The following is a 22,673-nucleotide window of genomic DNA, read 5'->3' as shown; positions in this document are numbered from 1 at the left end:
TGCTTCACCTCGTTGTGGATGGGATGTCGGCAGGGAGCGAGCCGAACCAGGCTCGTGTGCGCGGCAATCCGGCATCGGTGTCGGCTTGGCCGTCGGTGATTCCCCATAGGTCGAATGCCCACCGCTCCAGCGCGGAGATCGTTGTCTCGCCGCATCGCTGGAGCTCGGCGTCATCATCCAGGACCAGGGCGGTGCCGATGACTTCGCCGCACGACCAGACGTGCCGGTACTGGTGCCATCCGCCTCTGCGGACGAGGTTGGCACGGTGGATCAAGTCTTCTACATGCCGCGTCACTTGGCCCTGGTCGGGTGGCTCGAAGATGGACGAGTCGTCATTCATTGCGCTGCCCTCCGACGGTTCGGGACCGTCCGTATTGCTGTGCAGTGGAGCGGATTTGGTCGTCTGTCCAGAAGTCGGATCGCACCTTGGTCACTTGGCCGTCCTCGGCGATGACGTAGCCGGTGCCCGGTCTATCAGGGCTGATCCGGTGTGCGGGTGCGCTATCAACCATGCCGTCGCCGAGAACCATCGTGACTTCGTCGCGGGAACGCAGTCGGAGCGCGATGGTTTGAGTGAACAGCCCTCGCATCGGAAGGACTTCTTTGCGAGGATCTTGCAGGAACGCGGTCACTACGATTCCCAGGGCGCGGCCTTTGGTGAGGATCCGCGACAACGAGGCGGCGGCTTCTTTGCGCAGGGCTGGATCACTCATGTAGGCGGTTATTCCGGCGAGTTCGTCGATCAGTAACACCACGAGGGGAGAGGCCGTGGTCGGACTGTGTTCGCGCGTGCGGCCTGCCATCGCGGTGCCGCGCTCGTTCATCAACTTCTCCAGCGCGGCAAGGGTTTCCACGGCAGCGGATTCTGTGGTGGCGATCTTGGTGAACAGAGCCGAGCCGACCGACAGTTCGATGCCGTACTTCAGGTCGATTCCCACCAGGCGAACCAGTCCGGCGGCAACGGACGGGCTGAGCCCACCGGCGATGCCCCAGAAGACCGAACCTTTGCCTGCGCCTGAGCAGCCCACGGTCAGGGTGTGCCGGCCGCTCAATGGCAGGGTCCAGGGTGATCCGTTCTCGCATCGCCCGAGCGTGACTCGCGCTGTCGCTACCGCTGTCGGCGGAGCAGCGCTACCTACCGTTGACAACTGTTCCCGCATGACCAGTTCGATCCGTACCGTGCCGGGAGAGATGACAACCGAGCGCGCCGAGTGTGCGCCCGCAGCGTCGCGGATCGCTGGAATGGCCCGCTCCAAGTCTTCGACGGTCTGTCCCATCCTTGCTCGCACTGTCAGGCGCAGGCTGGTGCGGGAGACCGCTGTTCCCAACAACTTTGGATGAAGCCAGCGCGTCGACGAGATCTGCCGTCCGTCGTGATCGCGGCGAGTGACCTGCTCGGAGGCTGACAAGCCGCAGCGCTTGCACAGCCGCTGCCATGAGACGTGTGCCCAGAGTCGCCAGCGCAGGAGCCTGGCAGGTGCTGCAAATCGTTCCTCGTAGGTCTCGGGTGAGTGCAGCCGCCAGTAGGTCAGGGCGGCGCCGGTGATGACCACGACGACCGCCATGCACAGGGCGAAACTAGTCAGCAGGTGCAGCAGGTGGTCGAACCGCAGCGGGCTGTCGGGATCGACCGGTGCGAACGGGTCCGGGTTCATGCGGACTCCCGACCTGAGTTGGACGCCGTGGAAGGCTTTCCCGGCGCCTTCATATCCGCGGCTCGGAACGACCACGCGATCCGCGAGAAGTCGCCCGAACGTTCGATGTACGGCAGGGCCGTCAGTCCCTCGAAAACCACAGGAGTGAACGGTGTTCCGCTGGAATTGGTGGGCGCAATGGGTTGCACCGGCGCGGCGAACTTCACCGTCACCGTGCGGCTGCGCTTCGGAGCTGTCGGATCGCCGTCGAGCACTTCGACCTGCCACATCGGTACTCCCGTGTCGCGGTCCCTCGCCTGTACGCGGTTCTCGCCCGAGGACTTGTCGAAGTCGATCATTGGCGTCACCTCCGACACGACGAACGCGCCGCACGAAAACACCTGGTCGTGCCCGATCTGGAGCCATTTGGGGATGGACATTGGGGAACCTTTCGGGTGGAACGGACTAGATAACTATCCAACCTAGTCGTCTAGAGGAGTAAGTCAAGCGTTGCCTGGCCTTTGGTGGTTTCGCGAAGATTCAGCGTGCCGAGAAGTCGTATTCGAGCAGGTAGGCGGACGCCACCTTCACCGTGTCGCACACTTCGACAGCCACGTCGTTGGTGTCGTAGGCCGTTCGAGTCACAGTCAGGACGGGTACCCCCGCCGCCAGTTGCAGGCTGCGGCGTTCTTCGGGGGTGGGCATCCGTGCGCCGACTTCCTCGGTGAATCGGGCGAGTGTGTGGCCGGCCTCCTCGAGACGCGCGTAAATACCGCCCGGTCCCGTATCGACTTGTTCGATCGTGGTGCCCTGAGCAAATGTGGCAGGAATGTACGAAATCGCGGTCTCAACTGGCCGGTCATCGGCGAGGTAACGCCGAGATCGTACGACAACGTCGTCATCCGCGGTCAAGCGAAGACGTTCGGTGACAACGGAATTTGGCTTCTCGCGCGTCACGGTGATGTTGTCGACGTGTGGTGTGTAGCCCGATTTTTCCGCTTCGACGGTGAACGCAGCCTTGCCGCTAGCACGATGTCGCCGCGCGAACCGATCAGATGCGAGCCGCCGAATTGGGGCCGCGGGGCGAACGAACACTCCACGGCCGTGCTCGGAGATCACGAGTCCTTCCGAACGCAGCTCCTGCACGGCCTGCCGAACTGTCATCCGGGCGACCCCGAAGTGATCGATCAACGCAGCTTCAGATGGCAGACGTTCGTCTGCGGATAGCTGGCCCGAGCTGATGGCTTCGCGCAACATGCCAGCGATCTGCCGATATGGCGGCTTGTCGTCCGCTCGGTCGATCTGGCCAAGTTGCAGCACTTTGGAGCCTTCCCTACATGTCTAGGCGACTAGTCTAGGGAAACGACACGTCCCCTGTCACTACTGGAGTCAGGTCCCGAAGAGGAGTCACCCATGGCAGCCACGCCGAAGCACTCGGTCAGCGTCGCCGGAATCGTGGTCCGCGACGACGACCGTGTCCTGGTCATCAAGCGCGACGATAACGGCCACTGGGAGGCTCCGGGCGGCGTGCTGGAACTCGGCGAATCATTCGAGGCTGGCGTTCAGCGTGAGCTGCTCGAAGAGACCGGACTCGCGGTGACTGTCGAGCGCCTCACCGGCGTCTACAAGAACCTCGCCCACGGAATCGTCGCGTTGGTGTACCGCTGTCGGCCTGCTGGGGGCGAACCGCACGCGACCGATGAGGCGCGTGAAATCCGTTGGATGACAAGGGAAGAAGTACGGGAAGCGATGGTCCCGGCGTTCGGGGTGCGCGTCTTGGATGCGTTTCAAGCCGCGCCTCAGTCACGGGCGCACGATGGGGTCAATCTCGTGTAGCACCGGGTGTCGGCGCGTTGCGTGGCGGGTGGAGCAGGTTGATCAGGGTGTATGTGCCTACGGCGGAGGGTGCGGGTCCAGTCATGGTGTGATCGAGGCCGTTTATGAGGGCGTCGGTCACGGTTTGTGCGTGCGGTCCGGCGTGTTTGAACGTCCGCCTGATTCGGGTGTGCAGCATTTGGTTGGTGATTCGTTTGCCGTCGGTGCCGACGAACAGTGGCGTGCGGGCTGGCCATTCTGACAGCCCGCTGGGCTGTGGAGGTGCCTGGCTGAGGGTCGTACTGAATCTAGTTGCGCGACTGTGCAAGTAGTCCTCGATGACTGACAGCAGTTCGGGTTCGATGGGGATGGTGCGTTTCCGGCGGCTGGTGTGGTTGAGGTGCAGCATCGCGAGGCCGTCGGGCCGTGTGCGGATGTCGGCAACGTCGGGTTGGTGAAGTTCCTCGGCGCTTAATCCGGTCAGCAGGATCGTGAGAATGATTGCGACATCGCGTTCGGGCCAAACGGTGCGGCTGGTGGAGGCGCGATCGCGCGCAACTGTCTCAAGTAACGCGTCGACCGCGGGGCGTGGGAGTGCTCTGGCCAGTGGGCTTGTCGGCATCGGGCGGCTGACCGCCTGCATCGGGTTGTCGGTCAACTGTTGGGTGGTGTGAAGGTAGGTGCACAACCGATTCCAGGTGGACCAGCAGCGGCGAACCGTCGCGGGGGCGCGATGGGGGGTGTAGTCGGCGAATGCCGAATGCAGAGATTGTTCGGTGATGTCAGTGACCGCGAGTGCCGCTGGGTCACCAGCAGTCACGTGGGCGGCGATCCGGCAGAAGTCGTTGCGATAAGCCGCAAAAGTGGTCTCTGACAGCTGGTGTGACTGCGGATCGTTCAAGAACTGGATGAACCACTCGGGCACACCACGGGTTCGGTGAGACGAAAGTGGGCCCGAACCGGTCAGCATTGCCGCAGCTGTCGAGGCTCGACCGTCGGGTCGTGTGTCAGCCGACAACGTCATGCGAGGAGGGCCCCCTTCCGGATGGTGTGCCGAGAATATGGCGGTTCTCGGGCTATTGTCGCTTGGCGTTGGCGCGGGGCGGGCGCAACGTGCTTCCGCGCGCCGCCGTGGTGGCGGCGTACAGATCGGGGGCCTGTCGGGCGCGGTGTGGGTCGCTCTCGTCGGTGGCGCCCGGTCGCTGAGCCAGGTCTCAGCGGTAGGTATGGGGTAGCAGGAGGCCCCCTCCTTCCGGTGCGAAGGAGGGGGCCCACGGGTTCAGCTGGTGTGGTTACTCGTTGCTGCCGCCGGTACTGCTCGAGTTGGCGCTGGAGGTGCTGCGGTTACCGCCGAGGGCCTTCTTGATCCCGTCGCCGAAGTTCTTCGCCGCGGCCCCGACCTGATCGCCGAGAGCCTTGAGCCCCGCCTGGGTCCGGTCGCCGGACTTGTTGTTGGCCCCGGCCTTGACACCGGGCACCACCTTGTTGCCGTCCTTGGTATCGACAGGCGTCACGGTGGTGTCAGTGTCAGTGCCAGTGCCAGTGCCAGTGCCGGTGTCGGTGTCGGTGTCAGTGGTCTCACCCTCGGCCGGTGCCGTCGTACTCGGTTCGGATGGCTCAGTTTCCGTGACATCGGTCGGCACGTCAGCGGGCGCTTCCGCCTCGATCGGTGTTGCGGGTTCCGGCGTGACCTCGACCTTGGGCGCCTCGATGGCCAGAGCCGGCGTCTGCCCCGCAGCAGCGTCCACTCCGGGGGTCGAACCGGCGCCCAGCGAGACCATCTGGGCGTTCACCGATGGCAGCGAGGCGACAGTGTCAACGGTCGGCGCAGTATCAACCGCGGCAGCCAACACGTTGCTCCTCAGCATGCTGGGACCGGTGATCTGCGGGAATTTCAGCTTGGCCAGGGGGTTACCCACACCGTCCCAACCGATTGCCTTGGCGATCATCTGCGAAAGACTCGCCAACGCGGCAAGCGGGCCGACCGCACGGCCCAGAACGGTTAGTGGTGAGCCTCCTAGTTGAGTAACGAAGGTCAGGGAGTTGAAGATCGAGCCGCCGGGCTGGAATACCCCGGCCACGGACTTCGTGGCCCCGGAGGTGAACAGTCCGCCAAGTTCCACGCCGAGAGAAGTGATGTTGAAGCCGGCCGGCATAATCCCGGATGCACTGATCAGCGGCACCAGCGCGTCAAGGTTGAGGGACGCACCGTTGAAGAAGGCCCCAACAACGGTAGCTGGCATGGCGACGAGCGTCTGCAATGCCGTTTGAATGTCCGGGGCGGTCAAGATGGCGCGGATGCTGTTGAGGGCCGCCACCACGGGGCTCACGAACGGGCCCGACAAGCCCATCAGGACACCGGTTAGCGGTGACGCCAGGAGCTGAAGGACTGTCCGGATCGGCTCGTTGAGAGCCGGGATCGCGGGATGGGGGGTGAGGCCCGTGAGAGCCCCCCACATGAGGGAGTGGATTGCGTCGTTGGAGTCCGCGGCCCAACGTTTGAGATCCGCCGGTGTCCCGCCGAGGAAGGTGGCGGCGTTGAACGCGTTCTGCAGATTCGTGCCGATGTCGTTGAGTACGGCGCCGATGTGGCCCGGGTTGTTGAGCAGCACCCCGAGGTAGTTGACCTGGTTAACGATGGCCTGCTGCAGGACGGCACCGGGCGCTTTGAAGTAGAAGTCGGCGACCCTCGTGGCGTTGGCGGAGGCGGTGTTGAACGAGTTGACCCACGGCTGGAGGGGATTGGCCATCGCCGAGAGCTGCACCGAGGCACTGGAGACCGCGGTGCGGGCCGCCTGGGTGTCCGGCAGGGGGGTGATGGGGGTGGCGGCGATGACACTGGCACCGACCAGCGCGATTCCTGCCGTGACGTAGGGGCGAACCGTGAGTTGCACGCAGTCTCCTAGGTTTGATGACCGTCGATATTGACGGGCGTGACGCTACCTGAGAATTATTTGAACGTTGGAGTATTTGTAGAACCTGTTCTACTTTGGTCGAGCAACGCTGCTGCGGTCGTCTTTGTAGTAGCGAACTAGCTACTCATCGGTAGCGTCGGCGGGGTGCCGCGGTCTTGGACCACAACCGATCCACCCGAGAGTCTCCACGGACTGTAAAAGCCGATACGAAGCGTCGCTACCTCACGCGATACGTCGCTATCACGCCAAAGTAGCCCTGATTAACCCGGTCGCATCGATGAGATCGCGCCATGTCAGATAGCTGACAGCGTACTGACCCGACTGTCAGTCGAACGCTAGGCGATTGCTCAGCCCGGTTGTCAACTATCGTCCGGCGGGCGTTGTTGTTGCCGCCCACGCCTTCCGCAGCTTTGCCGTCGCCTTACTACACCCACCATCAGTTATCCAGCGCGGAGCCGCAAAATGAAACACGTTCACCACATCCGCGTCGCCTCTCCGCCAACGTTCGCCGGAGTGAACTTCCCGCCCTCTGGCACAGTCTGGGCGATCGGGTGCGGCGCGCGACGTGTCCACTCGATCGCCATCGTCCCCAGACCGAACACCCCCACCCCCTCGGCCGGGCCTGTCTGCGGCCACGCGATCTATCGGGATGTGTAGGCGCGAGCCGTCGTTAGCTGGGTGTGTCGGAGTTCCGCAGATACCCGTGGCAGTGCTCGCCGGGGGCAGGCGACGGCCTCCGTCTTTGGGCGGAATCGGTTTCTACGCCGCGCGTGCGACGACCGTGTCGCACAGGCCCAGGTGGCAGAGTCGTTCGTGGCTCCAGCCGAGACATAGATCTGACCACGTCGCTGGTGCCTGCACCGTGACCCATGGGGCAGCTCGAAGGCTGTCAGCTGTTCTCTGCGCGGGTTCGGGCGGCGCTCCGTATTGCGGCGAGGAACGGTTTGTCTTCGTTTTGGACCGACGGCGACAGTTGGTCGAAGGGGCGGATCGATTCGTGGTTGGGTTCGCTGCGGGACATCCAGGCGGACCATGCGTCGTGCACGTCGGCGGCCTGCGTGGTTTCGCCTTTGGCGCGCATGAGCACGGCATAGAAGAGGAACAGGTCGCCGGAGTCCTTGGGCACGCCGGTGCCTTTGGGTATACAGCTCCGGATCAGCTCGGCGTCGGCGTCGAGGTAGCTCATGTCATCAGTCTGCCGACCAGCAGGACGATGTACAGCAATCCGAAGACGATTGGCACGATTCGCTCGATGTCGCCCAGCTCGCGGAATGCTTTCCCCAGCCGTGCGCGGCGTGTGGCCGTCTGCTCGCCGGGCATCAGCTCCACCCACTCGTCGGTGTAGGGCTTGACCGGCAAATGATCTGCCTCGATCTGGTTGATCACTGCGAACTTGGCGGCGTTGAGCCGGCGGTAGACGCGGAGCAGGAGCCACCAGCACACGGACACTGCGACACCGGCTAGACACACCGTGGTGAACCGCAGAGCAGAGTCTGGCTGCGTCGTGGACAGGCCAACCACTGCGACAAGAGTGGTGTTCACGGTGAGGAAGAAGGCATTGGCTACGGCGCGACGGGCGGAAATGCGGTCCGCCATCTCGACGGCCAGCTTGTAAATGTCCAGTACCCGGGGGTCCGGTAGAGAATCGCGTAGCTCGCTCATCGCCCGCCGTTCACCAACTTCTTGAGGTTCTCCCAGGTCCAGTTGTACATTTTGTCGGTGGTCTCCGCCGTGGTCGGACGGGTCGACCCTTCCTTGTATCCGGCGAGGTGGAAGTAGTCCACGCCCTCCGCTTGGGCGATGCCAAGCTCGACGCCGACACCAGTGGCAAGGTGGGTGTGCTTGCCGCACAGGACGATCACCAGACCGCTCGCACGGATCCGGCGTCTGGCCTCGTCACGCCATGTTGGCGAGGCCGTCTTGATCGACCAGTCGTGCACTTCGAAGGGCGAGTCGGGATTCTTCGACTGGCCGATCAGCAGGTCCTTCAACCTTGCGTCGTTGTCGTAGTCGAAGCTGATGAAGGCTCGTTGTGCCACGCTGTGCTCCCTTTGGCGGAACTCCTCCCGGCATCGTGGCCGGCTTGCCGGAAGACACTGCCAGAAGCCACGGACAAGTCGCGGGTACTCCGGCTTCCATCAGGGCGGCACCCGAGGGCGAGCAGGTGGACGGGACGAGGTTCGGCAAACGCCTGGAGTTCGGTTGAGACGGCTGATCGGGCAGCGGCGGCTGCAACGAGTTATGGGGCCGATCCCGGTCATTCACTCGCGGAGCGGCCAAAAAAAGCCGGGAACGGCCTCGTTAGAGGCGGTTCCCGGGCTTAAGACTGTCCGCTGTGTGCGTGCCCTTTACGGTACGTCAAAATGTTGTCATGAGCAATCAGGCGGGTGGTCAGCTCGCGAACTCGCTGGCCAACGACCCGTATCCGCAGCATATAGTCGCTCGGCTCCGTGATTTCTTCGGCGAGACAACTCCCTGGCAGCGCCGGCTGTGGGACACAGGCACCGTGCTCGCTTTGCGGGAACTCGCGGAGGCGACGGACTGGCAGTCGAAGGGGGTACTGTCCGCTTCTGCGGTGGCGTGGCTTGCGCGGGACATTGACAGACTCGCGGGACGTGATCGCGGTGTCGGCGAACGCGACCTGCGTGTCCAGCTGGGTAAAACTCTCCGGTCGAATGTGCCATGCGGAAGTCGCCACCACCGGCGACTGAATGAGCTGATCGAATTCATCAACAGGGACTATCTGGACGGATGGGCGCGAGCCGCGGATGCAGCTACTCCGGCCTCTCCGGAGCGTTGTTCCCGTGCAGTCGCCTCTCACCTCCTTGACTGCGGCTACAGCGTACGGTTTTTGCGCCAGTGGGCTGGTCGACTTCATAACAGCAACGGCACACTGGCCGATCTCTTCGAATCCGCCAAGGAGCTAGCAACGGGCACAGACAGAGAGTTCGACGCAGTAATTCCGTTCGTCTCTCTACCTAGATATGCACAGCTAGCAACGCCACTGCCGAACTGGATGAGCACGACGCAAATGCGGGATTGGCTGTCTCCCAACAAATTTCCCGGCGGACTTCGTCTGCATGGTGGCTTCCACTACAAAGTGAAAGCGCGCGATCCCTTCGCGGCCGCGGAACAGGTGGTGAGTACCGTCGATCGGCTCAAAGCTCGTAGTAGCCACGGCCGTGGTTTCTCAAGTGCCGGGCCGGAAGTGGCCGGCTTTGTTTGGGTTCGAGATAGCCAGAAGGCGTACGAGATTCGGCTGAAGAAGGAGGCGCGCTCCGCGTACGTGTTGTCACTCGAGGCCGAAGGAAAAGTCTACGACGTAGACTCACCGACTGCAGTTGACGATGCACTTGAGCTGGCTGCACCACTGAATTACGGTTCCCCTGGTCCCGCCGTCTCCGGTGGGTGGGCGGCTATCGAGGCTCTGCTAACGACGCCCTCCGATGCAGACGATGCCCGTGAGGGTCGTGGCGCGGTGGCGGCGGATCGAATGGCAGTCCTGGTGACGGCATCCTGGCCGCGCGGCGAATTGACCACTCTGTCATTCCGACACGCACCCGATCCGCCCGATCGCCTCAGCGCTCAACTCGACCAAGTGCCAATTAACAGCGAGCGGGCGCGACTGGTGGCGGGCGCATTGGAGTCGGGGCGGATACTCACCCTCAACAGCCCGTCAGATCGAGCTGCGGAAAGCCGCATGCGGTCGTTGGTTGGAGCGCCGAAGCACACTCTCGGAGACGTGAACAATCACATGAGAACAGCATTCAGGCGCCTCTACCGGCAGCGAAATATTTTGATGCACGGTGGGACAACAGGATCGATTGCTCTACCGACAGCTCTTAGAACAGCCGCACCGCTCATCGGAGCTGGACTCGACCGTCTGACGCATGCCGCACTTGCAGAAGGAGTTGGTGCCCTTCAACTGGCGGCCAGGGCGCAGCTCAATATGGACCTGCTCGGCGGTGATGACGCGCGGCACCTGGTCGACCTACTGGAGCCATAGCGGTCTCTCTTTGCTATCTGAACAAATCTGATGGCGATAGCCGACGTCATGCCGTCAGACTTGTGTCCATGGGCTATCAAGAGGACCCGGTCGGTTACGAACGGCGGCTACACGCGAAACTGCGGCCAGACATCATCCGAGGAACGTTGGCGTTCGCTGGCCTCTACCAGGTCACGCATGAGATGCTCAAGCACGCGGTGCTGGACAAGGTTCGTGAATTCTTTTGTTTGGACCTGAACCTTGACGGCAGCTGTTCGATGACTGCCGAGGAACAGGAACGGTATCGTCGTCACGTTTTGTTGTTGGCGCCGAACCGGTTTCGCGCGTCTTTGCTGTGGCTAGTCCAGAATAATGCAATTACGCAGATTCAGGCGGATCGGCTTGACTCAATCCGCGATCACCGTGATGACCTTGTCCACGAGCTGGTCAAATACATCGTAGATCCTGATGCAGACCCGGACGTTGGGCTCTTGGTCGACGCGATCGCCACGTTGACGGATCTGCACCGTTTCTGGATCCACGTAGAACTCAGCACTGGAGGCTTCTTCCTTCCGGACGGGTCTGACGTCGGCGACGTTGACGCCGAAGAGGTCATGCCGCTCTCGCTGATAGTTCTGCAGCAGTGCCTGGACGCCTACCTCGAAGGAGTTGAGGGAACTTCCCAGCAGCCACATGACTAAATGCTCGACACCGATGGTGATGGAGCGATCGGGGCTAAGCGGCTGGCGTGAACCGCAGCGTCATGACTTCTTCGTTCGACGCGCGTGCCCATCCTCCCTGAACCGGGTCGCCGTTGTCCCGCATCACTTTTGCTGCGTCGAGCAGAGCGGAATTGAGGTTGACGGCCAGGACTGCCGTGCGGCCTTTGTCGTCGTAGAGCACCCATCCTTCGGCGCTCTCGCTCAGCATGTAGGTCGCCATGGAGCGGAATCTACGGCGCCACACTGACACGTCAGCTAAGCAATTCCACTATGCGCCTGGCTGATCGCGCGGGCGAGCTGTGCCGCGAAACCGGGACCGTCGTTGACCAACGCGTAGCCGCCAGCCAGGCCGCCATGATTGCAGAGCATCCGTCGTCGCCGCACCCGCCGATACCCCACCACGCCGGTGTCTTGCTCGACACGACTGACCACGCGGACGGCCGTGCGTGGCACCACTGCAGTGGGGAAGCGGCTGCCCGAATCGCCATAGACTGCTTGGCTGCGTGACCACCGCCGCACGACCCGACGCGCCGCCAAGTAAGCGTCTTGGGCAACCTCGACAACTGCGACGGCCTTCTTGAGTCCGTACACGCCCCAGAACCGGCCGGGACCGCGTCCGGGCTGTCGCCAATGCTCCGGCACGATGTGCTGGTATTCCTTGTCGCCGTCCAGGTTTGGTGATGAGTGCTTGGTGAAGTAGATGGCCAACCGTTTCGGATCGCACGCTTTCAGTCCGCTACGAACGTCGACGGCGGTGCCGGCGAGTAGATGCCGCGCCTTCTGCTCGGCGTCAGGATGGTCGACAACCTGAGCCCAGGTGTTGGACAACCACTGGGCGAAGCCCCGACCCGAGCGGCCGGGTGACATCGGCGGTGCCATCCACAAGTGAATGTGCGGGGCGCCGCGCCGTTGGAATTCCAGCTTCCAGATGTAGCGAGCCGGTTCGCCATACTCGCGTTGAAAGCGTTTGCGCCACAAAACCATATGCCGCTTCACGCTGGCCCCGTCCGGCGCGACGGCTTCCCAGTCACCAGGATAGGTGAGTGTGACCATCGCCGGGACGCGGCCAGATTCCACAAGGGGGACGTAGTCGAGTTCGGCGAACGTGCGGCACATCGCCGACCGGGATCTGCGGGACCACTCGGTAATGACACCGCCAGCAGGGCCATGGCCGGGTGCCGTAGGACTCCGTCGTATCGAAGACACGACGGCCTGATCACTGTCCCCATCTGCGAGGGCGAGGTCGTCTCTGACGTGAAATTTCGCATCGTCAACGTCACGTTGGTGACGACCGACGGTCCGCTCGGCGGTCTTCTCGACCCGGACGGGATTGGTCCACCCGAGCCGTACGACACCAGGACCAACAGTGATGCGAAACCGTCCGGATTCAGGTTCGGTACCTCGGCGCCCAGGACCACAAGCCCACGGTGCCGCCGGCTCGAACAGCGCCGCAGCCGCGGTGACCATCTCGGGGCTCGGGAACCGCAGTCCCAATGCATCGATCGCCCGCAGCTCGCCGGTCGCGATCCCGTCAGCGAGTGGGCCGCGGACATTTTCGGCACATATAACAAGCCCGCCGGCCGTGGCCGGGGTGATGCCGGGTGCCTCGGTCGACGTCCGGCCGACCGCTGTCGCTCTCGCGCCCTGCGGCCTGGCGGCCTCGGGCGCTCGCGACCTCCCGTCAACCGAGGCGCCAGCAGAACCGTGCCGCGAGGACGGATGTTCTGATGCCGATGCCGAGCCGCCCGTCGAGGGTGTCGGTCCGGTGGCTGACGATGCGATGCTGAGCATCGGGGTGCCTGCTCCCCGGAGCCTTCGAAGCTGCCCACAACGCAAGCGGCAGCACGGAAGCTCCTGGTCGGGAGTGCAAACACCATGTCCGGTTTATGTCCGTTCGCCGGACAAGCTGAGTACGTCAGCCCTGCTCAATGCGGCACATAAGACGCATAGAAGCAGATAAACCGCAGGTCAGTGGCTATCTCATCCGCCTGAAAAGCGGAAGGTCGCCGGTTCGATCCCGGCCCTGGCCACTTTTAAGACCCGCTGGCGACAGCGGGTCTTCTGCTTTTGGAGCCCGCTAACACCGCAGCGCGGGCAGCGCCGCAAGCCGGCCCACTGCCTGCCGGATCGTGGCGGGCCGCAACTGGCCGTACCCAAGCACGAGACCCGGGCTCTGGGCGTCGGGCTGGGCCCGGTAATCGTCCAGATCAGTGACGAGCACACCGTGATCCCGGGCTTGGTCGACAACGGCGGCCGACGAGATGTCCCGGCGCAGCTGTGCCACCACGTGCAATCCGGCCTCGGTTCCCGCGATATGGGTGATCGCCGGGACCATCGCAAGCTCCTGCAACAACACCCGGCGTCGGTCTTGGTAGAGCCGACGCACCCGGGCGATGTGGCGGGCCAGCTCGCCGCTGCCGATGAGGTGCGCGACGGCCTGTTGAACGGGTGCGGCGACGGTGGCCCCCAGCATGTCGCGCACCTGCAGGACGCGGTCGAGCAGGTGTGGCGGCACCCGCAGATAGCTCAGCCGAAGTCCCGGGTCGAGCACCTTCGAGATGGTGCCCAGGTACACGGTGCTGGCGTCGGGGTCCAGGCCGGCGAGGCTGGGCAGCGGCGCGACCCCGAACCGGAACTCGCTGTCGTAGTCGTCCTCCAGGAGGATCACCCCGGACGTGCGTGACCACTCGATGATGTCGCGCCGCATGCCTGGATCGATCCGATGCCCCAGTGGATATTGGTGGCTGGGGGTTAGGTACACCGCGGCGATCCCCGCATCGATGGACCGCAGATTGCTGAGCAGACGTCCCGGGTCGGTGACATCCAGCGGAGCCCACCGCACGCCCAGCGCTGCGAATGCGTCACGCACCTGGGGGTAACCGGGGTCCTCGACGGCTACCGCCGCACCGCGCCAGTCGAAGGCGAGTGCGAGCAGGGTGAGAGCCTCGGCGGTGCCCGCGCACACCACGATCTGCCGGGGTTCGCAGGGGAGGCCGCGCGAGGATCCCAGGTACGACGACAGCGCTTGACGCAGTGCGGGACAACCGGCCGACGGCGGCGGTGCGCTCGAGGGCTCGACGGTGCGCCAGGCCGCGCGCCACCCCGCCATCGAGACGTCGGCGGAGTTCACATCCCCGGGGCGCATGTCGATCTCGATCTGTGCATCGGCAGAGGTGTCGGTGCGCGGGTCGTCGAGGCCGCCCGAGCGTGGGGCGTCCGGTCGATGCGACACGTAAGTGCCTGCGCCCTGGGCGGACTCGATCCAGCCCTCGCCCTCGAGTTCGAGCAGCGCTGACACCACCGTGCTCCTGGAGACGCCGAGTGTCGTGGCCAGTCTGCGGCTCGAGGGCACGGCGCAGCCCGGCCCCAGCAACCCGGATTCGATCGCCGCCCGAAGCTGCCGCACGATCTGCAACCGGATGGCCTCACCGCTGGCGCGGTCGATGTCCATCGGAATATCCACGGCCGTGCCAACACCCCTTTCGCCCGGGCGTGCGGCCCGTCGGCAAGCCGCACGATCATCCCATCCCCGCAGCGACGCAACGGGTCGCGTGAGCAGTGGACTGGTCGGAATCGGTGGTTTTGGACTGTTGTCACGGCTGGGCGGGGCGGCACCATCGCCTGCATGACAGTGAGCCTCGATAAGCTGCCCGATACCCCCGAGCTTCGCGTGCACCGCTACAAGGAGCTGCAGCGAAGGAACCGCTCTGATCTGCACGCCATCCTTGATGCCGGCACCATCGCGCACATCGGATTCGTCCGCCCAGACGGCAAGCCGATGGTGATCCCAATGGCCTACGTGCGAGACGGCGAGTTCCTGCTCATGCACGGTTCGTCGGGGGCGGGGCTCACCAAGTCGGCGAACGCAGGTGTGGATCTCGTGGCAACGATCTCGATCTTCGATGGACTCGTCTACGCCCAATCCCTGTTCGACTCGACTGTGAACTACCGCTGCGCCGTCGTCTTCGGCACCGCGCTCGCCGTGCCTGCCGAGGAACGTGAGGACTGCGTGCGCAAGATCTCCGAGCACCTCATGCCCGGGCGATGGACCGAAGTGCGTCCACCGACCAAACGCGAACTGGCCGCCACCTATGTGCTGCGACTGTCGCTGGACTCGGCCAGCGTGAAGGCGAGAGAGGGACATCCCGACGAGGCCCCCGAGCCCGGCATCTGGACCGGCTACGTTCCGTTCGACACCGGCATCGGGCAGCCGGTGACCCAGCCCGGTGTCGAGGCCGAGCGACCCGAGTCCCTGAAGAAGTCAGCCGCGGCTTGGTCCCGGCGGCTGGCACGGCCGTAGGTTGATCGCCTAGCAGGCCCTCAGGGGGTCACCGGGGCCCCACACCGATCCCGGAAGTCCCTCGAGGGTTGCCGGATGCGTTGAAGTTCCTCCCTCACACCCGGGTTGGCATCCAGGTACGTCTGCACCTGAGCTGAGATCTGGTCCTTGGGCTGGCCCTTGAGACTCGTGAAGAAGTCGTTGACTGGGGGGTTCTCAGTCAGGTAGTTCGACGTGTCGAACGTGACCCCGGACATCACTCGCGCGAGTTCGGCGGCCGTGCACGGCGGCGGAACGGGTGCAGGCGGTGGTGGTTCGGCCGCCGCGGTCGCGGCGGCGAAGAGCATGGCACCGGCAATGGCGCCGGTGCCGATGGCTACCGCCGACGTGCGGCGTGCGGAGTGCATTGAGGGCAACATGGTGGCTCCTTCATCAAGTGGTTGACGTGGTTGTGGGTAGTCGCTCAACGGCCTCCGATGATGCCGCCTCCGCCGCCTCCGCCGCCGCCGCCGGGACGGTTGGGCCGGTTGGGACGGCCCGGATCCCAGCCGATGTCGAGATCCCAGTCGGTGCCGCAGTACCAGTCGTTCTCGCACGGATACGGCACGACCGGAGTCGCCGCCCTCGGCACCCCGTCCGCGCCGCGGACCTCGCCCTGGGCGCACACGGTTGCCCCGCCGGCGTAGTTGCAGTCGGCTGTCGCGGGGGGCGCCGCGACGACTATCGCGATGGGGACGGCGGCCGCCGCCAATCCCGTTATCAGGTAGCGCTGTGTTGATCGCACGGCTGCCTCCCTCTCTTCGATTGACAGGCACCAGGGCCCTAATTTCGCGAGCATAAATCTGCCCACTGCGCGTTGTGAGCGTTATTGCGATTCCTGAATGACGGCCCATCCCGCGTTCATGTGCACACCGCGCTAAATTAATTGACTACGGAAATAGTGGGCAAACAATTCGTCTTGATCATGAAGCCCATGTCAGGTGTGCCGGGCCTGACCTGTGCCATCGGTGTGTGGCGCGGGTACGGGGCAGTTGCCTTCGGTCGTTCCCGCAGCGCGTCCTATCGACAAATACCGGTGCCCGATGAATCACGAATTCAGAACGGCTGTGGGATGCGGACGAATATCGCCGGCACCGGCTTCGAATGTTCGTTTGACCAGTGAAATTCGACCGCTTCCCGGGCCGTCCGGGACCGGCGGTAGGCTTTCCCTTCAGTGAAAGCCGATTTCCGCCAACGCCTGTTCGACGCGCTCGAGGAGTCGATCGCCGAGGACGGATATCCGAAGACCACGATCGCCGACATCGTGCGCCGGGCGCGCACGTCGCGCAGGACGTTCTACGAGCACTTCTCCAGCAAGGACGAATGCTTCGTCGCGCTGCTCGCCGAGGCCAACGCCACCCAGATCCGCCGGATCACCGGCGCCGTCGACCCGACTGCCGCATGGGACACGCAGGTGCGCCAGGCCATTGAGGCGTGGATCGCATCGGTGGACTCCCGCCCCGCGCTCATGCTGAGCTGGATCCGCGACGTGCCCGCACTGGGACTGACCGCCCGCGACCTTCAGCGCGACGCCATGGAGAACTTCATCACGATGGTTCAGGCGCTCGCCCAGTCCGAGGGGTTCCTCGCAGGCGGGGCGGGCCCCGTGTCACGGCAACGGATCGTGATGCTGCTTGGCGGCCTGCGTGAACTCACCGCGGTCACCGTCGAGAGTGGCGGCCGGATGAGTGACATCACCGATGAGGCGGTCGACGCGGCCATCGCTTTGGTCAGCCCGCGAGGTTGACGCGGTACGTTACCCACCATGGTCCGACCTGCGCAGACCGCACGCAGCGAGCGCACTCGCGACGCGCTGCAGAAGGCGGCGCTGGTGCGCTTCCTGGGGCAGGGGCTCGAGGAGACCTCCGCGGAGCAGATTGCCGCCGACGCGGGGGTGTCGCTGCGGACGTTCTACCGGCACTACACGTCGAAGCACGACTTGTTGTTCGCCGACTACGACGCGGGGCTGCAGTGGTTTCGCGCCGCGCTGGCCGAGCAGTCCGGCGAGGAGTCGATCATCGACTCGGTGCACGCGGCGGTGATGTCGGCACCCTATGACGTCGACGCGGTGGCCAAGATCGCCGAGTTGCGTGCGCGGGAACTCGACCCCGGGCGCATCGTCCGGCACATCCGTCAGGTGGAGGCCGACTTCGCCGAGGCGGTCGAGGAGTATCTGACGCGCAGCGACCCACCCGCGGCGGGTACCGACGAACGGCTGCGCATCACCGTCACGGCGCGCTGCATCTCGGCCGCGGTGTTCGGCGCGATGGAGGTGTGGATGCTCGACGAGAACCGGTCCGTGCCCGAACTCGCGCGGCTGTGCCGCACTGCGCTGGAGTCGGTTTCCGAGGGGTTCGACGCGGATCGCCGCTGACGCACATCCCAAGTTTCGTCATTATTGACAAAACATCAGACGTCGTGCCAGCCTCGGAACATGACGGACTTCGACGCCATTGTCATTGGCGCAGGACACAACGGACTCGCTGCGGCGGCGCTACTGCAGCGCAACGGCCTGCGCACGCTCTGTCTGGAATCCAAGCTGTACGCGGGCGGTATGGCCTCGACCGTCGAACTCTTCGACGGGTACAAGTTCGAGATCGCGGGGTCGCTCCAGTTCCCGACCTCGGCCAAGGTCAGTGCGGAACTCGGTCTCGACGACCTGCCGACCGTGGACCTCGACGTCATGTCGGTGTCGCTGCGCGGCATCGGGGATGACCCCGTCGTGTACTACGCCGACCCGATGCGGATGCTCACTCATCTCAACGAGGTGCACGGGGCCGAGGCCGTCAACGGCATGGCCGGGCTGATGGCGTGGAGCATGGCCCCCACCCGGGCGCTCGGCCGGTTTGACGCCGCGGCCCCACCGAAGACCATCGACGAGATGTATGCCTGCGCGAACAACGAATTCGAGCGCTCGGCGATCACCGACATGCTGTTCGGCTCGGTCACCGACGTCCTCGACCGGTACCTCCCCGACGCCGAGAAGCACGGGGCGCTGCGCGGCATGCTGTCGTTCCTGGCGATCAACACCACCTACCGCGGCCCCGCCACCCCCGGCAGCGCCGCCGCGCTCGCGTACGGGCTGGCGGTCCCCGATGAGAACGCCAAGTTGATGAAGAAGCTGCGCGGCGGAATCGGCGCGCTCACAGCACATCTGGTTGACACCCTGGTCTCCGGTGGAGGTGAGCTGCGGCTGCGCAGCAAGGTCGAGGAGATCCTGGTGGCCGATGGACGGGTCACCGGCGTGCGACTGGAGGACGGCTCGACCGTCGACGCCAACGTCGTCGTATCCGGTCTCGCACCCGACCTCACCGTCACCAAGCTCATCGACCCGAATGCCCTGCCGGGTGATGTGCGCGATCGGTTCGCCCGGGTCGATCACCGGGGCAGCTACCTGCAGATGCACTTCGCGCTCGACGGCATGCCGACGTTCGCCGCACCCTACGAGATGCTCAACGATCCCGAGATGCAGGCGAGCATCGGGCTCTTCAGCACCCCCGAGGAACTCCAGCGGCAGTGGGAGGACTCTCGGCGCGGCATCGTTCCCGCCGACCCGGCGATCGCGATGCAGTTTCCCTCGGTGCACGACCCGGCGCTGGCCCCCGCTGGCAAGCACGCGATCTCGGCATTCTCAATGTGGTTCCCCGTCGAGACCGGCGACGCCAGCTACGGCGATCTGAAGGTCGAGATGGGCCGCCGCGTCATCGAGAAGATCACCAGGCTGGCACCCGACTTCGAGTCGAAGATCATCCGGCACACGACGTTCACGCCGAAGCACATGGGCACGATGTTCGGGGCCCCGGGCGGCGACTACTGTCACGGCCTCATTCATCCGGAGCAGATGGGCCCCAATCGCCCGGGCCCCAGGGGTTACGTCGATCAACCGATTCCGATCGGCGGGCTGTACCTGGGCAGCGCCGGCTGCCACGGCGGGCCCGGCATCACCTTCATCCCGGGCTACAACGCCGCGACGGCCGCACTCGCCGACGCGCGTTAGGCGTCACGGAGCCTCGTCGCCCTCGTCAGCGGGTCCGGTCGGCGGGGCTCCACCCTCGTCGGTCCAGTCGGACTTCTCACCACCGCCCTTCGCCGGGTCGCTTTGGACGTCCTTGGCGCCCTCGGGCCCTGACTCGGATTCGATGGTCTCGGGGTCACCTGCAGTACTCACCCCCCGCTAGTACCCGTTTCGTCGGGTTCGGAAACCGTCAGCACGGCCTCGGCGACGTAGGGATCCTGCTCCAAGCGGTGCTCCAGGTCGCGCAGTGTGCGGGCGATAGACGACTCGACCCGGTCGCCCTCCAGGTCCACGCTGGCGATGACGAAAAGGCGTTTCGGCCCAATGAATTCGGGCCTTAGGAAGCGCACCGTGGTGACCTCGGGAAACTCGGCGAGTCGCGCGACGAGCGCATCGTGAATGCGCGGTGAGCCCGACTCGCCGGTGAGGAACACTCGATTGCGGTCGATCAGGACCACAGCCACCACGCCGAGGAGGACACCCACCAGGATGGAACCCGCGGCGTCCCACACCACCTCGCCGGTGAGCTGGTGGAGCAGGATGCCGAGGAAGGCGATGGCAATCCCGATCAGTGCCGCGGCGTCCTCGGCGAACACGGCGCGCACCGTGGGGTCCGATGTCCGCAGCGCGTACTCGAGGACATCGCTGTCGAAAGTCTTTGCGTCGCGCCGCAGTTGGCGTACAGCCTGCAGCAGCGATATGCCCTCCAGGACGAAGGCGATCGCGAGGACCAGGTACGCGATCCGGTAGTCCTCGGCGCCGTCGCCGCCGTGCAGCAGTTCGGTGACACCCCGCCAGATGGACACCGCCGCGCCGACGACGAACAGGCCCACCGCGGCGAGCAGTGACCAGACGTACGCCTCGCGGCCGTAGCCCAGTGGTCGCCGCGCATCGGCGTCACGGCCACCTCGCCGGTTGGCGATGAGCAGGAAGACCTCGTTGCCGGCGTCGGCCCACGAATGCGTCGCCTCCGCACTCATCGACGCGGAACCGGTCAGTGTCGCGGCAACGGTCTTGGCGATGGCGATCACCAGGTTCGCGGCGAACGCGACCGCCACCGTGAGGGTGCTGTCACCCTGGGACTTGGCCACGGCGGATCAGTCGGTTCGGCGCTGCAGTTGCTCCAGCCAATCTGCCGGCACCCGACCACGCGGACCCGGCACGGGGTCATCCTCTGGATGATTCTGTGGCCCAACGAGTTCGGGGCCCTCGTAGTAGTCGGCGGTCCGGTAGTCCCAGAACCAGTCCTCACCGGGCTCGAACGACCGGATGATCGGATGGCCGGTGTCTCGCCAGTGCGCCGAGGCATGCCGCGCCAGTGAATCGTCGCAGCAGCCGACGTGGCCGCACGCGGCACACCGGCGGAGGTGAAACCACCATCCGCCGACGGCATCGCACTCGACGCAACCCATCCCGCTCGGCGGGACTGCCGGATTCACCTCGACGCCCATAGGTCCGAGCGTAATTGCGAAAGCGCAAATGCGTGCGCAACCGTTTCAGTCGGGCAAATCGGATCAGAGTGAACCAAAGTAGCGACGGACGGGATACCAGCTTGTTCGCTTATTGACGTGCATGTTTGGTGAAATCGACCCTTTGACGGCTAACTCCCGCGCTCTTAATGTCCCGCCCAACCTCGTGCTGCGATCCCTGGGGAGGCGACGGTGACTGGGACAGCCTGGACCAAACCCGCCGCTGCGGTGGGCGACTTCGTCGTGCTCGCCGGTGAGACGGGCGCCGCGTTGTTCCGCCACCCGTTCGCATGGCGGGAACTCATCGATCAGATCTGGTTCGTCGCCAGGGTGTCGATCGTTCCCACGATCGTGCTGTCGATTCCCTACACCGTGCTGATCGTCTTCACGCTGAACATCGTGCTGATCGAGGTCGGGGCGGGCGACCTGTCCGGTGCGGGCGCCGCGTTGGCGTCGGTCACTCAGGTCGGTCCGGTGGTCACCGCCATCGTTGTGGCCGGCGCGGGTGCCACCGCGATGTGCGCCGACCTCGGTGCGCGGACCATCCGCGAGGAGATCGACGCAATGCAGGTCATCGGCGTCAATCCGGTTCAGGCTCTTGTGGTGCCGCGGGTCGTCGCGGCGACGTTCGTCGCGCTGATGCTCTATTCGGTGGTCGCCGTCGTCGGCCTGGTCGGAAGCTACTTCTTCGTGGTGTTCGTCCAGGGCGTCACGCCCGGTGCGTTCGTCGCCGGACTGACCCTGCTCACGGGCCTGCCGCAGGTCATCGTCTCCCTGGTGAAGGCATTGCTGTTCGGTCTGTCCGCTGGCCTGATCGCCTGCTACAAGGGGCTCTCCGTCGGCGGCGGGCCGACAGCGGTCGGTAACGCCGTCAACGAGACGGTGGTCTTCGCGTTCATGGCGCTGTTCCTCATCAACATCCTGGCCACCGCCTTCGGCGTCAAGGTGGCTCCGTGAGCGAGCTTGCGAGCGAACCGTCGGCACGGGCCGCCTTCACGGAGGTCATCGGTGCGACGCGGAAACTGGGGGAGCAGACGGCGTTCTACGGAAGCGCGTTTGCGTCCACCGGCGAAGCCGTCCGCCGCTACCCGGGTGAGGTGCTTCGGCTGATCGCCACCATGGGCCTGGGCACCGGCGCGCTGGCCGTCATCGGGGGCACCGTCGTCATCGTCGGCTTCCTCACGCTGTCCACCGGTGCGCTGATCGCCGTGCAGGGCTACAACACCCTCTCCAACGTCGGAATCGAGGCGTTGACGGGCTTTCTGGGGGCGTTCCTCAATGTCCGATTCATCGCCCCGGCGACGGCGGGCGTGGCGCTGGCCGCGACCATCGGTGCGGGCGCCACGGCGCAGATCGGCGCCATGCGCATCAACGAGGAGATCGACGCCCTCGAGGTCATGGGCATCCGGGCCATCACCTACCTGGCGTCGACCCGCATCGTGGCGGGCATCGTCGCGGTCATCCCCATCTACACCGTCGCGGTGTTGATGTCGTTCCTGGCGACCCGGTTCGGCACCACGATCATCTACGGGCAGTCGCGCGGGGTGTACGACCACTACTTCTCGACCTTCCTGCAGCCGACGGATCTGCTGTGGTCATTCACCGAGGCGTTGGCGATGGCAGCCGCCGTGATGGCGGTGCACACCTACTACGGGTTCACCGCGACGGGCGGACCGGCAGGAGTCGGCGAGGCTGTCGGCCGGGCCGTGCGGACGTCGATCACCGCCGGCGTCTTCATCCTGTTGACCATCACACTGTCCGTGTACGGGCAGTCCGGCAACTTTCACCTGTCGGGCTAGA

The 22,673-nt window shown here is 64.9% G+C and carries 26 protein-coding genes and 1 tRNA gene; 10 read left to right on the top strand and 17 right to left on the bottom strand.

Going from position 1 to position 22,673, the window contains the following annotated elements; translation table 11 throughout:
• Positions 1–4 precede the first annotated feature (4 nt).
• The 4 genes from ABIA65_RS11835 to ABIA65_RS11820 all read right to left on the bottom strand — a co-directional run bounded on the left by ABIA65_RS11835 (position 5) and on the right by ABIA65_RS11820 (position 2,954).
• The gene (locus ABIA65_RS11835; RefSeq protein WP_354523612.1) at positions 5–340 is read right to left on the bottom strand and encodes a hypothetical protein; all 336 of its coding nucleotides are present in this window, start codon (positions 338–340) and stop codon (positions 5–7) included.
• Positions 333–1,655: an FtsK/SpoIIIE domain-containing protein gene (locus ABIA65_RS11830; protein ID WP_354523611.1), complete on the bottom strand. Its 1,323-nt coding sequence runs from the start codon at positions 1,653–1,655 to the stop codon at positions 333–335. Before ABIA65_RS11830 ends, ABIA65_RS11835 begins: the two co-directional genes overlap by 8 nt.
• Positions 1,652–2,074 (bottom strand): plasmid replication, integration and excision activator, encoded by a 423-nt coding sequence (locus tag ABIA65_RS11825; RefSeq protein ID WP_354523610.1) that lies wholly within the window; start codon positions 2,072–2,074, stop codon positions 1,652–1,654. Before ABIA65_RS11825 ends, ABIA65_RS11830 begins: the two co-directional genes overlap by 4 nt.
• Before the next feature lie 100 nt (positions 2,075–2,174).
• Positions 2,175–2,954 (bottom strand): GntR family transcriptional regulator, encoded by a 780-nt coding sequence (locus tag ABIA65_RS11820; protein WP_354523609.1) that lies wholly within the window; start codon positions 2,952–2,954, stop codon positions 2,175–2,177.
• Between the two features lie 93 nt (positions 2,955–3,047).
• Here ABIA65_RS11820 and ABIA65_RS11815 point away from each other — a divergent pair, with 93 nt between their 5' ends.
• A complete protein-coding gene (locus ABIA65_RS11815; RefSeq protein WP_354523608.1) occupies positions 3,048–3,470 on the top strand; it encodes an NUDIX hydrolase in 423 nt (140 codons plus the stop codon).
• Here the strand turns inward: ABIA65_RS11815 and ABIA65_RS11810 are convergent.
• The 5 genes from ABIA65_RS11810 to ABIA65_RS11790 all read right to left on the bottom strand — a co-directional run bounded on the left by ABIA65_RS11810 (position 3,457) and on the right by ABIA65_RS11790 (position 8,403).
• Positions 3,457–4,473 (bottom strand): tyrosine-type recombinase/integrase, encoded by a 1,017-nt coding sequence (locus ABIA65_RS11810; protein WP_354523607.1) that lies wholly within the window; start codon positions 4,471–4,473, stop codon positions 3,457–3,459. The genes ABIA65_RS11815 and ABIA65_RS11810 overlap by 14 nt on opposite strands.
• A 268-nt stretch (positions 4,474–4,741) precedes the next feature.
• Positions 4,742–6,343, bottom strand: a complete 1,602-nt coding sequence (gjpA, locus tag ABIA65_RS11805) for an outer membrane porin GjpA (RefSeq protein WP_354523606.1) — start codon at positions 6,341–6,343, stop codon at positions 4,742–4,744.
• A 910-nt stretch (positions 6,344–7,253) separates the two neighbouring features.
• Positions 7,254–7,550: a DUF7701 domain-containing protein gene (locus tag ABIA65_RS11800; protein WP_354523605.1), complete on the bottom strand. Its 297-nt coding sequence runs from the start codon at positions 7,548–7,550 to the stop codon at positions 7,254–7,256.
• Positions 7,547–8,026, bottom strand: coding sequence for a RipA family octameric membrane protein (locus ABIA65_RS11795; protein WP_354523604.1), 480 nt, complete (start codon positions 8,024–8,026; stop codon positions 7,547–7,549). Before ABIA65_RS11795 ends, ABIA65_RS11800 begins: the two co-directional genes overlap by 4 nt.
• Positions 8,023–8,403: a TIR domain-containing protein gene (locus ABIA65_RS11790; RefSeq protein WP_354523603.1), complete on the bottom strand. Its 381-nt coding sequence runs from the start codon at positions 8,401–8,403 to the stop codon at positions 8,023–8,025. Before ABIA65_RS11790 ends, ABIA65_RS11795 begins: the two co-directional genes overlap by 4 nt.
• Positions 8,404–8,735: 332 nt before the next feature.
• Between ABIA65_RS11790 and ABIA65_RS11785 the strand changes: the two genes are divergently transcribed.
• Both ABIA65_RS11785 and ABIA65_RS11780 read left to right on the top strand, forming a co-directional pair.
• The gene (locus ABIA65_RS11785; RefSeq protein ID WP_354523602.1) at positions 8,736–10,370 is read left to right on the top strand and encodes an integrase; all 1,635 of its coding nucleotides are present in this window, start codon (positions 8,736–8,738) and stop codon (positions 10,368–10,370) included.
• Between the two features lie 68 nt (positions 10,371–10,438).
• Positions 10,439–11,050 carry a hypothetical protein gene (locus ABIA65_RS11780; protein WP_354523601.1) on the top strand — a complete coding sequence of 204 codons (612 nt, stop codon included), beginning with the start codon at positions 10,439–10,441 and terminating at the stop codon, positions 11,048–11,050.
• 34 nt (positions 11,051–11,084) lie between these two features.
• Here the strand turns inward: ABIA65_RS11780 and ABIA65_RS11775 are convergent, their stop codons facing one another.
• Both ABIA65_RS11775 and ABIA65_RS11770 read right to left on the bottom strand, forming a co-directional pair.
• Positions 11,085–11,291 carry a hypothetical protein gene (locus ABIA65_RS11775; protein WP_354523600.1) on the bottom strand — a complete coding sequence of 69 codons (207 nt, stop codon included), beginning with the start codon at positions 11,289–11,291 and terminating at the stop codon, positions 11,085–11,087.
• A 35-nt stretch (positions 11,292–11,326) separates the two neighbouring features.
• Complete coding sequence (locus ABIA65_RS11770) at positions 11,327–12,862, bottom strand: rolling circle replication-associated protein (RefSeq protein WP_354523599.1); 1,536 nt, start codon at positions 12,860–12,862, stop codon at positions 11,327–11,329.
• Between the two features lie 174 nt (positions 12,863–13,036).
• Between ABIA65_RS11770 and ABIA65_RS11765 the strand changes: the two genes are divergently transcribed.
• A tRNA-Phe gene (locus ABIA65_RS11765) sits at positions 13,037–13,101 on the top strand.
• 47 nt (positions 13,102–13,148) lie between these two features.
• Here ABIA65_RS11765 and pdxR read toward each other — a convergent pair.
• Positions 13,149–14,522 carry a MocR-like pyridoxine biosynthesis transcription factor PdxR gene (gene pdxR / locus ABIA65_RS11760; protein ID WP_241403140.1) on the bottom strand — a complete coding sequence of 458 codons (1,374 nt, stop codon included), beginning with the start codon at positions 14,520–14,522 and terminating at the stop codon, positions 13,149–13,151.
• Positions 14,523–14,696: 174 nt separating this feature from the next.
• Here pdxR and ABIA65_RS11755 point away from each other — a divergent pair, with 174 nt between their 5' ends.
• On the top strand, positions 14,697–15,371 hold the full coding sequence (locus tag ABIA65_RS11755) for a pyridoxamine 5'-phosphate oxidase family protein (protein ID WP_354523598.1): 675 nt from the start codon (positions 14,697–14,699) through the stop codon (positions 15,369–15,371).
• Positions 15,372–15,391: 20 nt separating this feature from the next.
• On the opposite strand, the gene ABIA65_RS11750 is transcribed toward ABIA65_RS11755, so the two are convergent.
• Complete coding sequence (locus ABIA65_RS11750) at positions 15,392–15,769, bottom strand: heme-binding protein (protein WP_241403142.1); 378 nt, start codon at positions 15,767–15,769, stop codon at positions 15,392–15,394.
• A gap of 44 nt (positions 15,770–15,813) precedes the next feature.
• Positions 15,814–16,134 carry a hypothetical protein gene (locus ABIA65_RS11745; RefSeq protein ID WP_354523597.1) on the bottom strand — a complete coding sequence of 107 codons (321 nt, stop codon included), beginning with the start codon at positions 16,132–16,134 and terminating at the stop codon, positions 15,814–15,816.
• 429 nt (positions 16,135–16,563) lie between these two features.
• On the opposite strand from ABIA65_RS11745, the gene ABIA65_RS11740 reads away from it, so the two are divergent.
• Genes ABIA65_RS11740 through ABIA65_RS11730 form a run of 3 tightly spaced genes read left to right on the top strand, consistent with a single transcriptional unit; the run spans position 16,564 to position 19,386 of the window.
• Positions 16,564–17,136, top strand: coding sequence for a TetR/AcrR family transcriptional regulator (locus ABIA65_RS11740; protein ID WP_241403147.1), 573 nt, complete (start codon positions 16,564–16,566; stop codon positions 17,134–17,136).
• An 18-nt stretch (positions 17,137–17,154) separates the two neighbouring features.
• Entirely contained in the window at positions 17,155–17,763 is a 609-nt protein-coding gene (locus ABIA65_RS11735; RefSeq protein ID WP_241403148.1) for a TetR/AcrR family transcriptional regulator, read from the top strand.
• Positions 17,764–17,823: 60 nt separating this feature from the next.
• Entirely contained in the window at positions 17,824–19,386 is a 1,563-nt protein-coding gene (locus tag ABIA65_RS11730; RefSeq protein WP_354523596.1) for a phytoene desaturase family protein, read from the top strand.
• A 3-nt stretch (positions 19,387–19,389) separates the two neighbouring features.
• On the opposite strand, the gene ABIA65_RS11725 is transcribed toward ABIA65_RS11730, so the two are convergent.
• Genes ABIA65_RS11725 through ABIA65_RS11715 form a run of 3 tightly spaced genes read right to left on the bottom strand, consistent with a single transcriptional unit; the run spans position 19,390 to position 20,855 of the window.
• Complete coding sequence (locus ABIA65_RS11725) at positions 19,390–19,557, bottom strand: hypothetical protein (protein WP_354523595.1); 168 nt, start codon at positions 19,555–19,557, stop codon at positions 19,390–19,392.
• Complete coding sequence (locus ABIA65_RS11720) at positions 19,554–20,495, bottom strand: cation diffusion facilitator family transporter (RefSeq protein WP_354523594.1); 942 nt, start codon at positions 20,493–20,495, stop codon at positions 19,554–19,556. Before ABIA65_RS11720 ends, ABIA65_RS11725 begins: the two co-directional genes overlap by 4 nt.
• A gap of 6 nt (positions 20,496–20,501) precedes the next feature.
• Entirely contained in the window at positions 20,502–20,855 is a 354-nt protein-coding gene (locus ABIA65_RS11715; RefSeq protein WP_354523593.1) for a UBP-type zinc finger domain-containing protein, read from the bottom strand.
• A gap of 210 nt (positions 20,856–21,065) precedes the next feature.
• Between ABIA65_RS11715 and ABIA65_RS11710 the strand changes: the two genes are divergently transcribed.
• Together ABIA65_RS11710 and ABIA65_RS11705 are read left to right on the top strand one after the other, a co-directional pair.
• Positions 21,066–21,830 carry an MlaE family ABC transporter permease gene (locus ABIA65_RS11710; RefSeq protein WP_241403153.1) on the top strand — a complete coding sequence of 255 codons (765 nt, stop codon included), beginning with the start codon at positions 21,066–21,068 and terminating at the stop codon, positions 21,828–21,830.
• Positions 21,827–22,672, top strand: a complete 846-nt coding sequence (locus ABIA65_RS11705; RefSeq protein ID WP_354523592.1) for an ABC transporter permease — start codon at positions 21,827–21,829, stop codon at positions 22,670–22,672. The genes ABIA65_RS11710 and ABIA65_RS11705 overlap by 4 nt, the downstream gene beginning before the upstream one ends.
• Position 22,673: the final 1 nt, after the last annotated feature.

The sequence above is a fragment of the Mycolicibacterium sp. 624 genome (genome assembly GCF_040548615.1).
GTDB lineage: Bacteria > Actinomycetota > Actinomycetes > Mycobacteriales > Mycobacteriaceae > Mycobacterium.
This window is presented reverse-complemented; position numbering and strand designations above follow the sequence as displayed.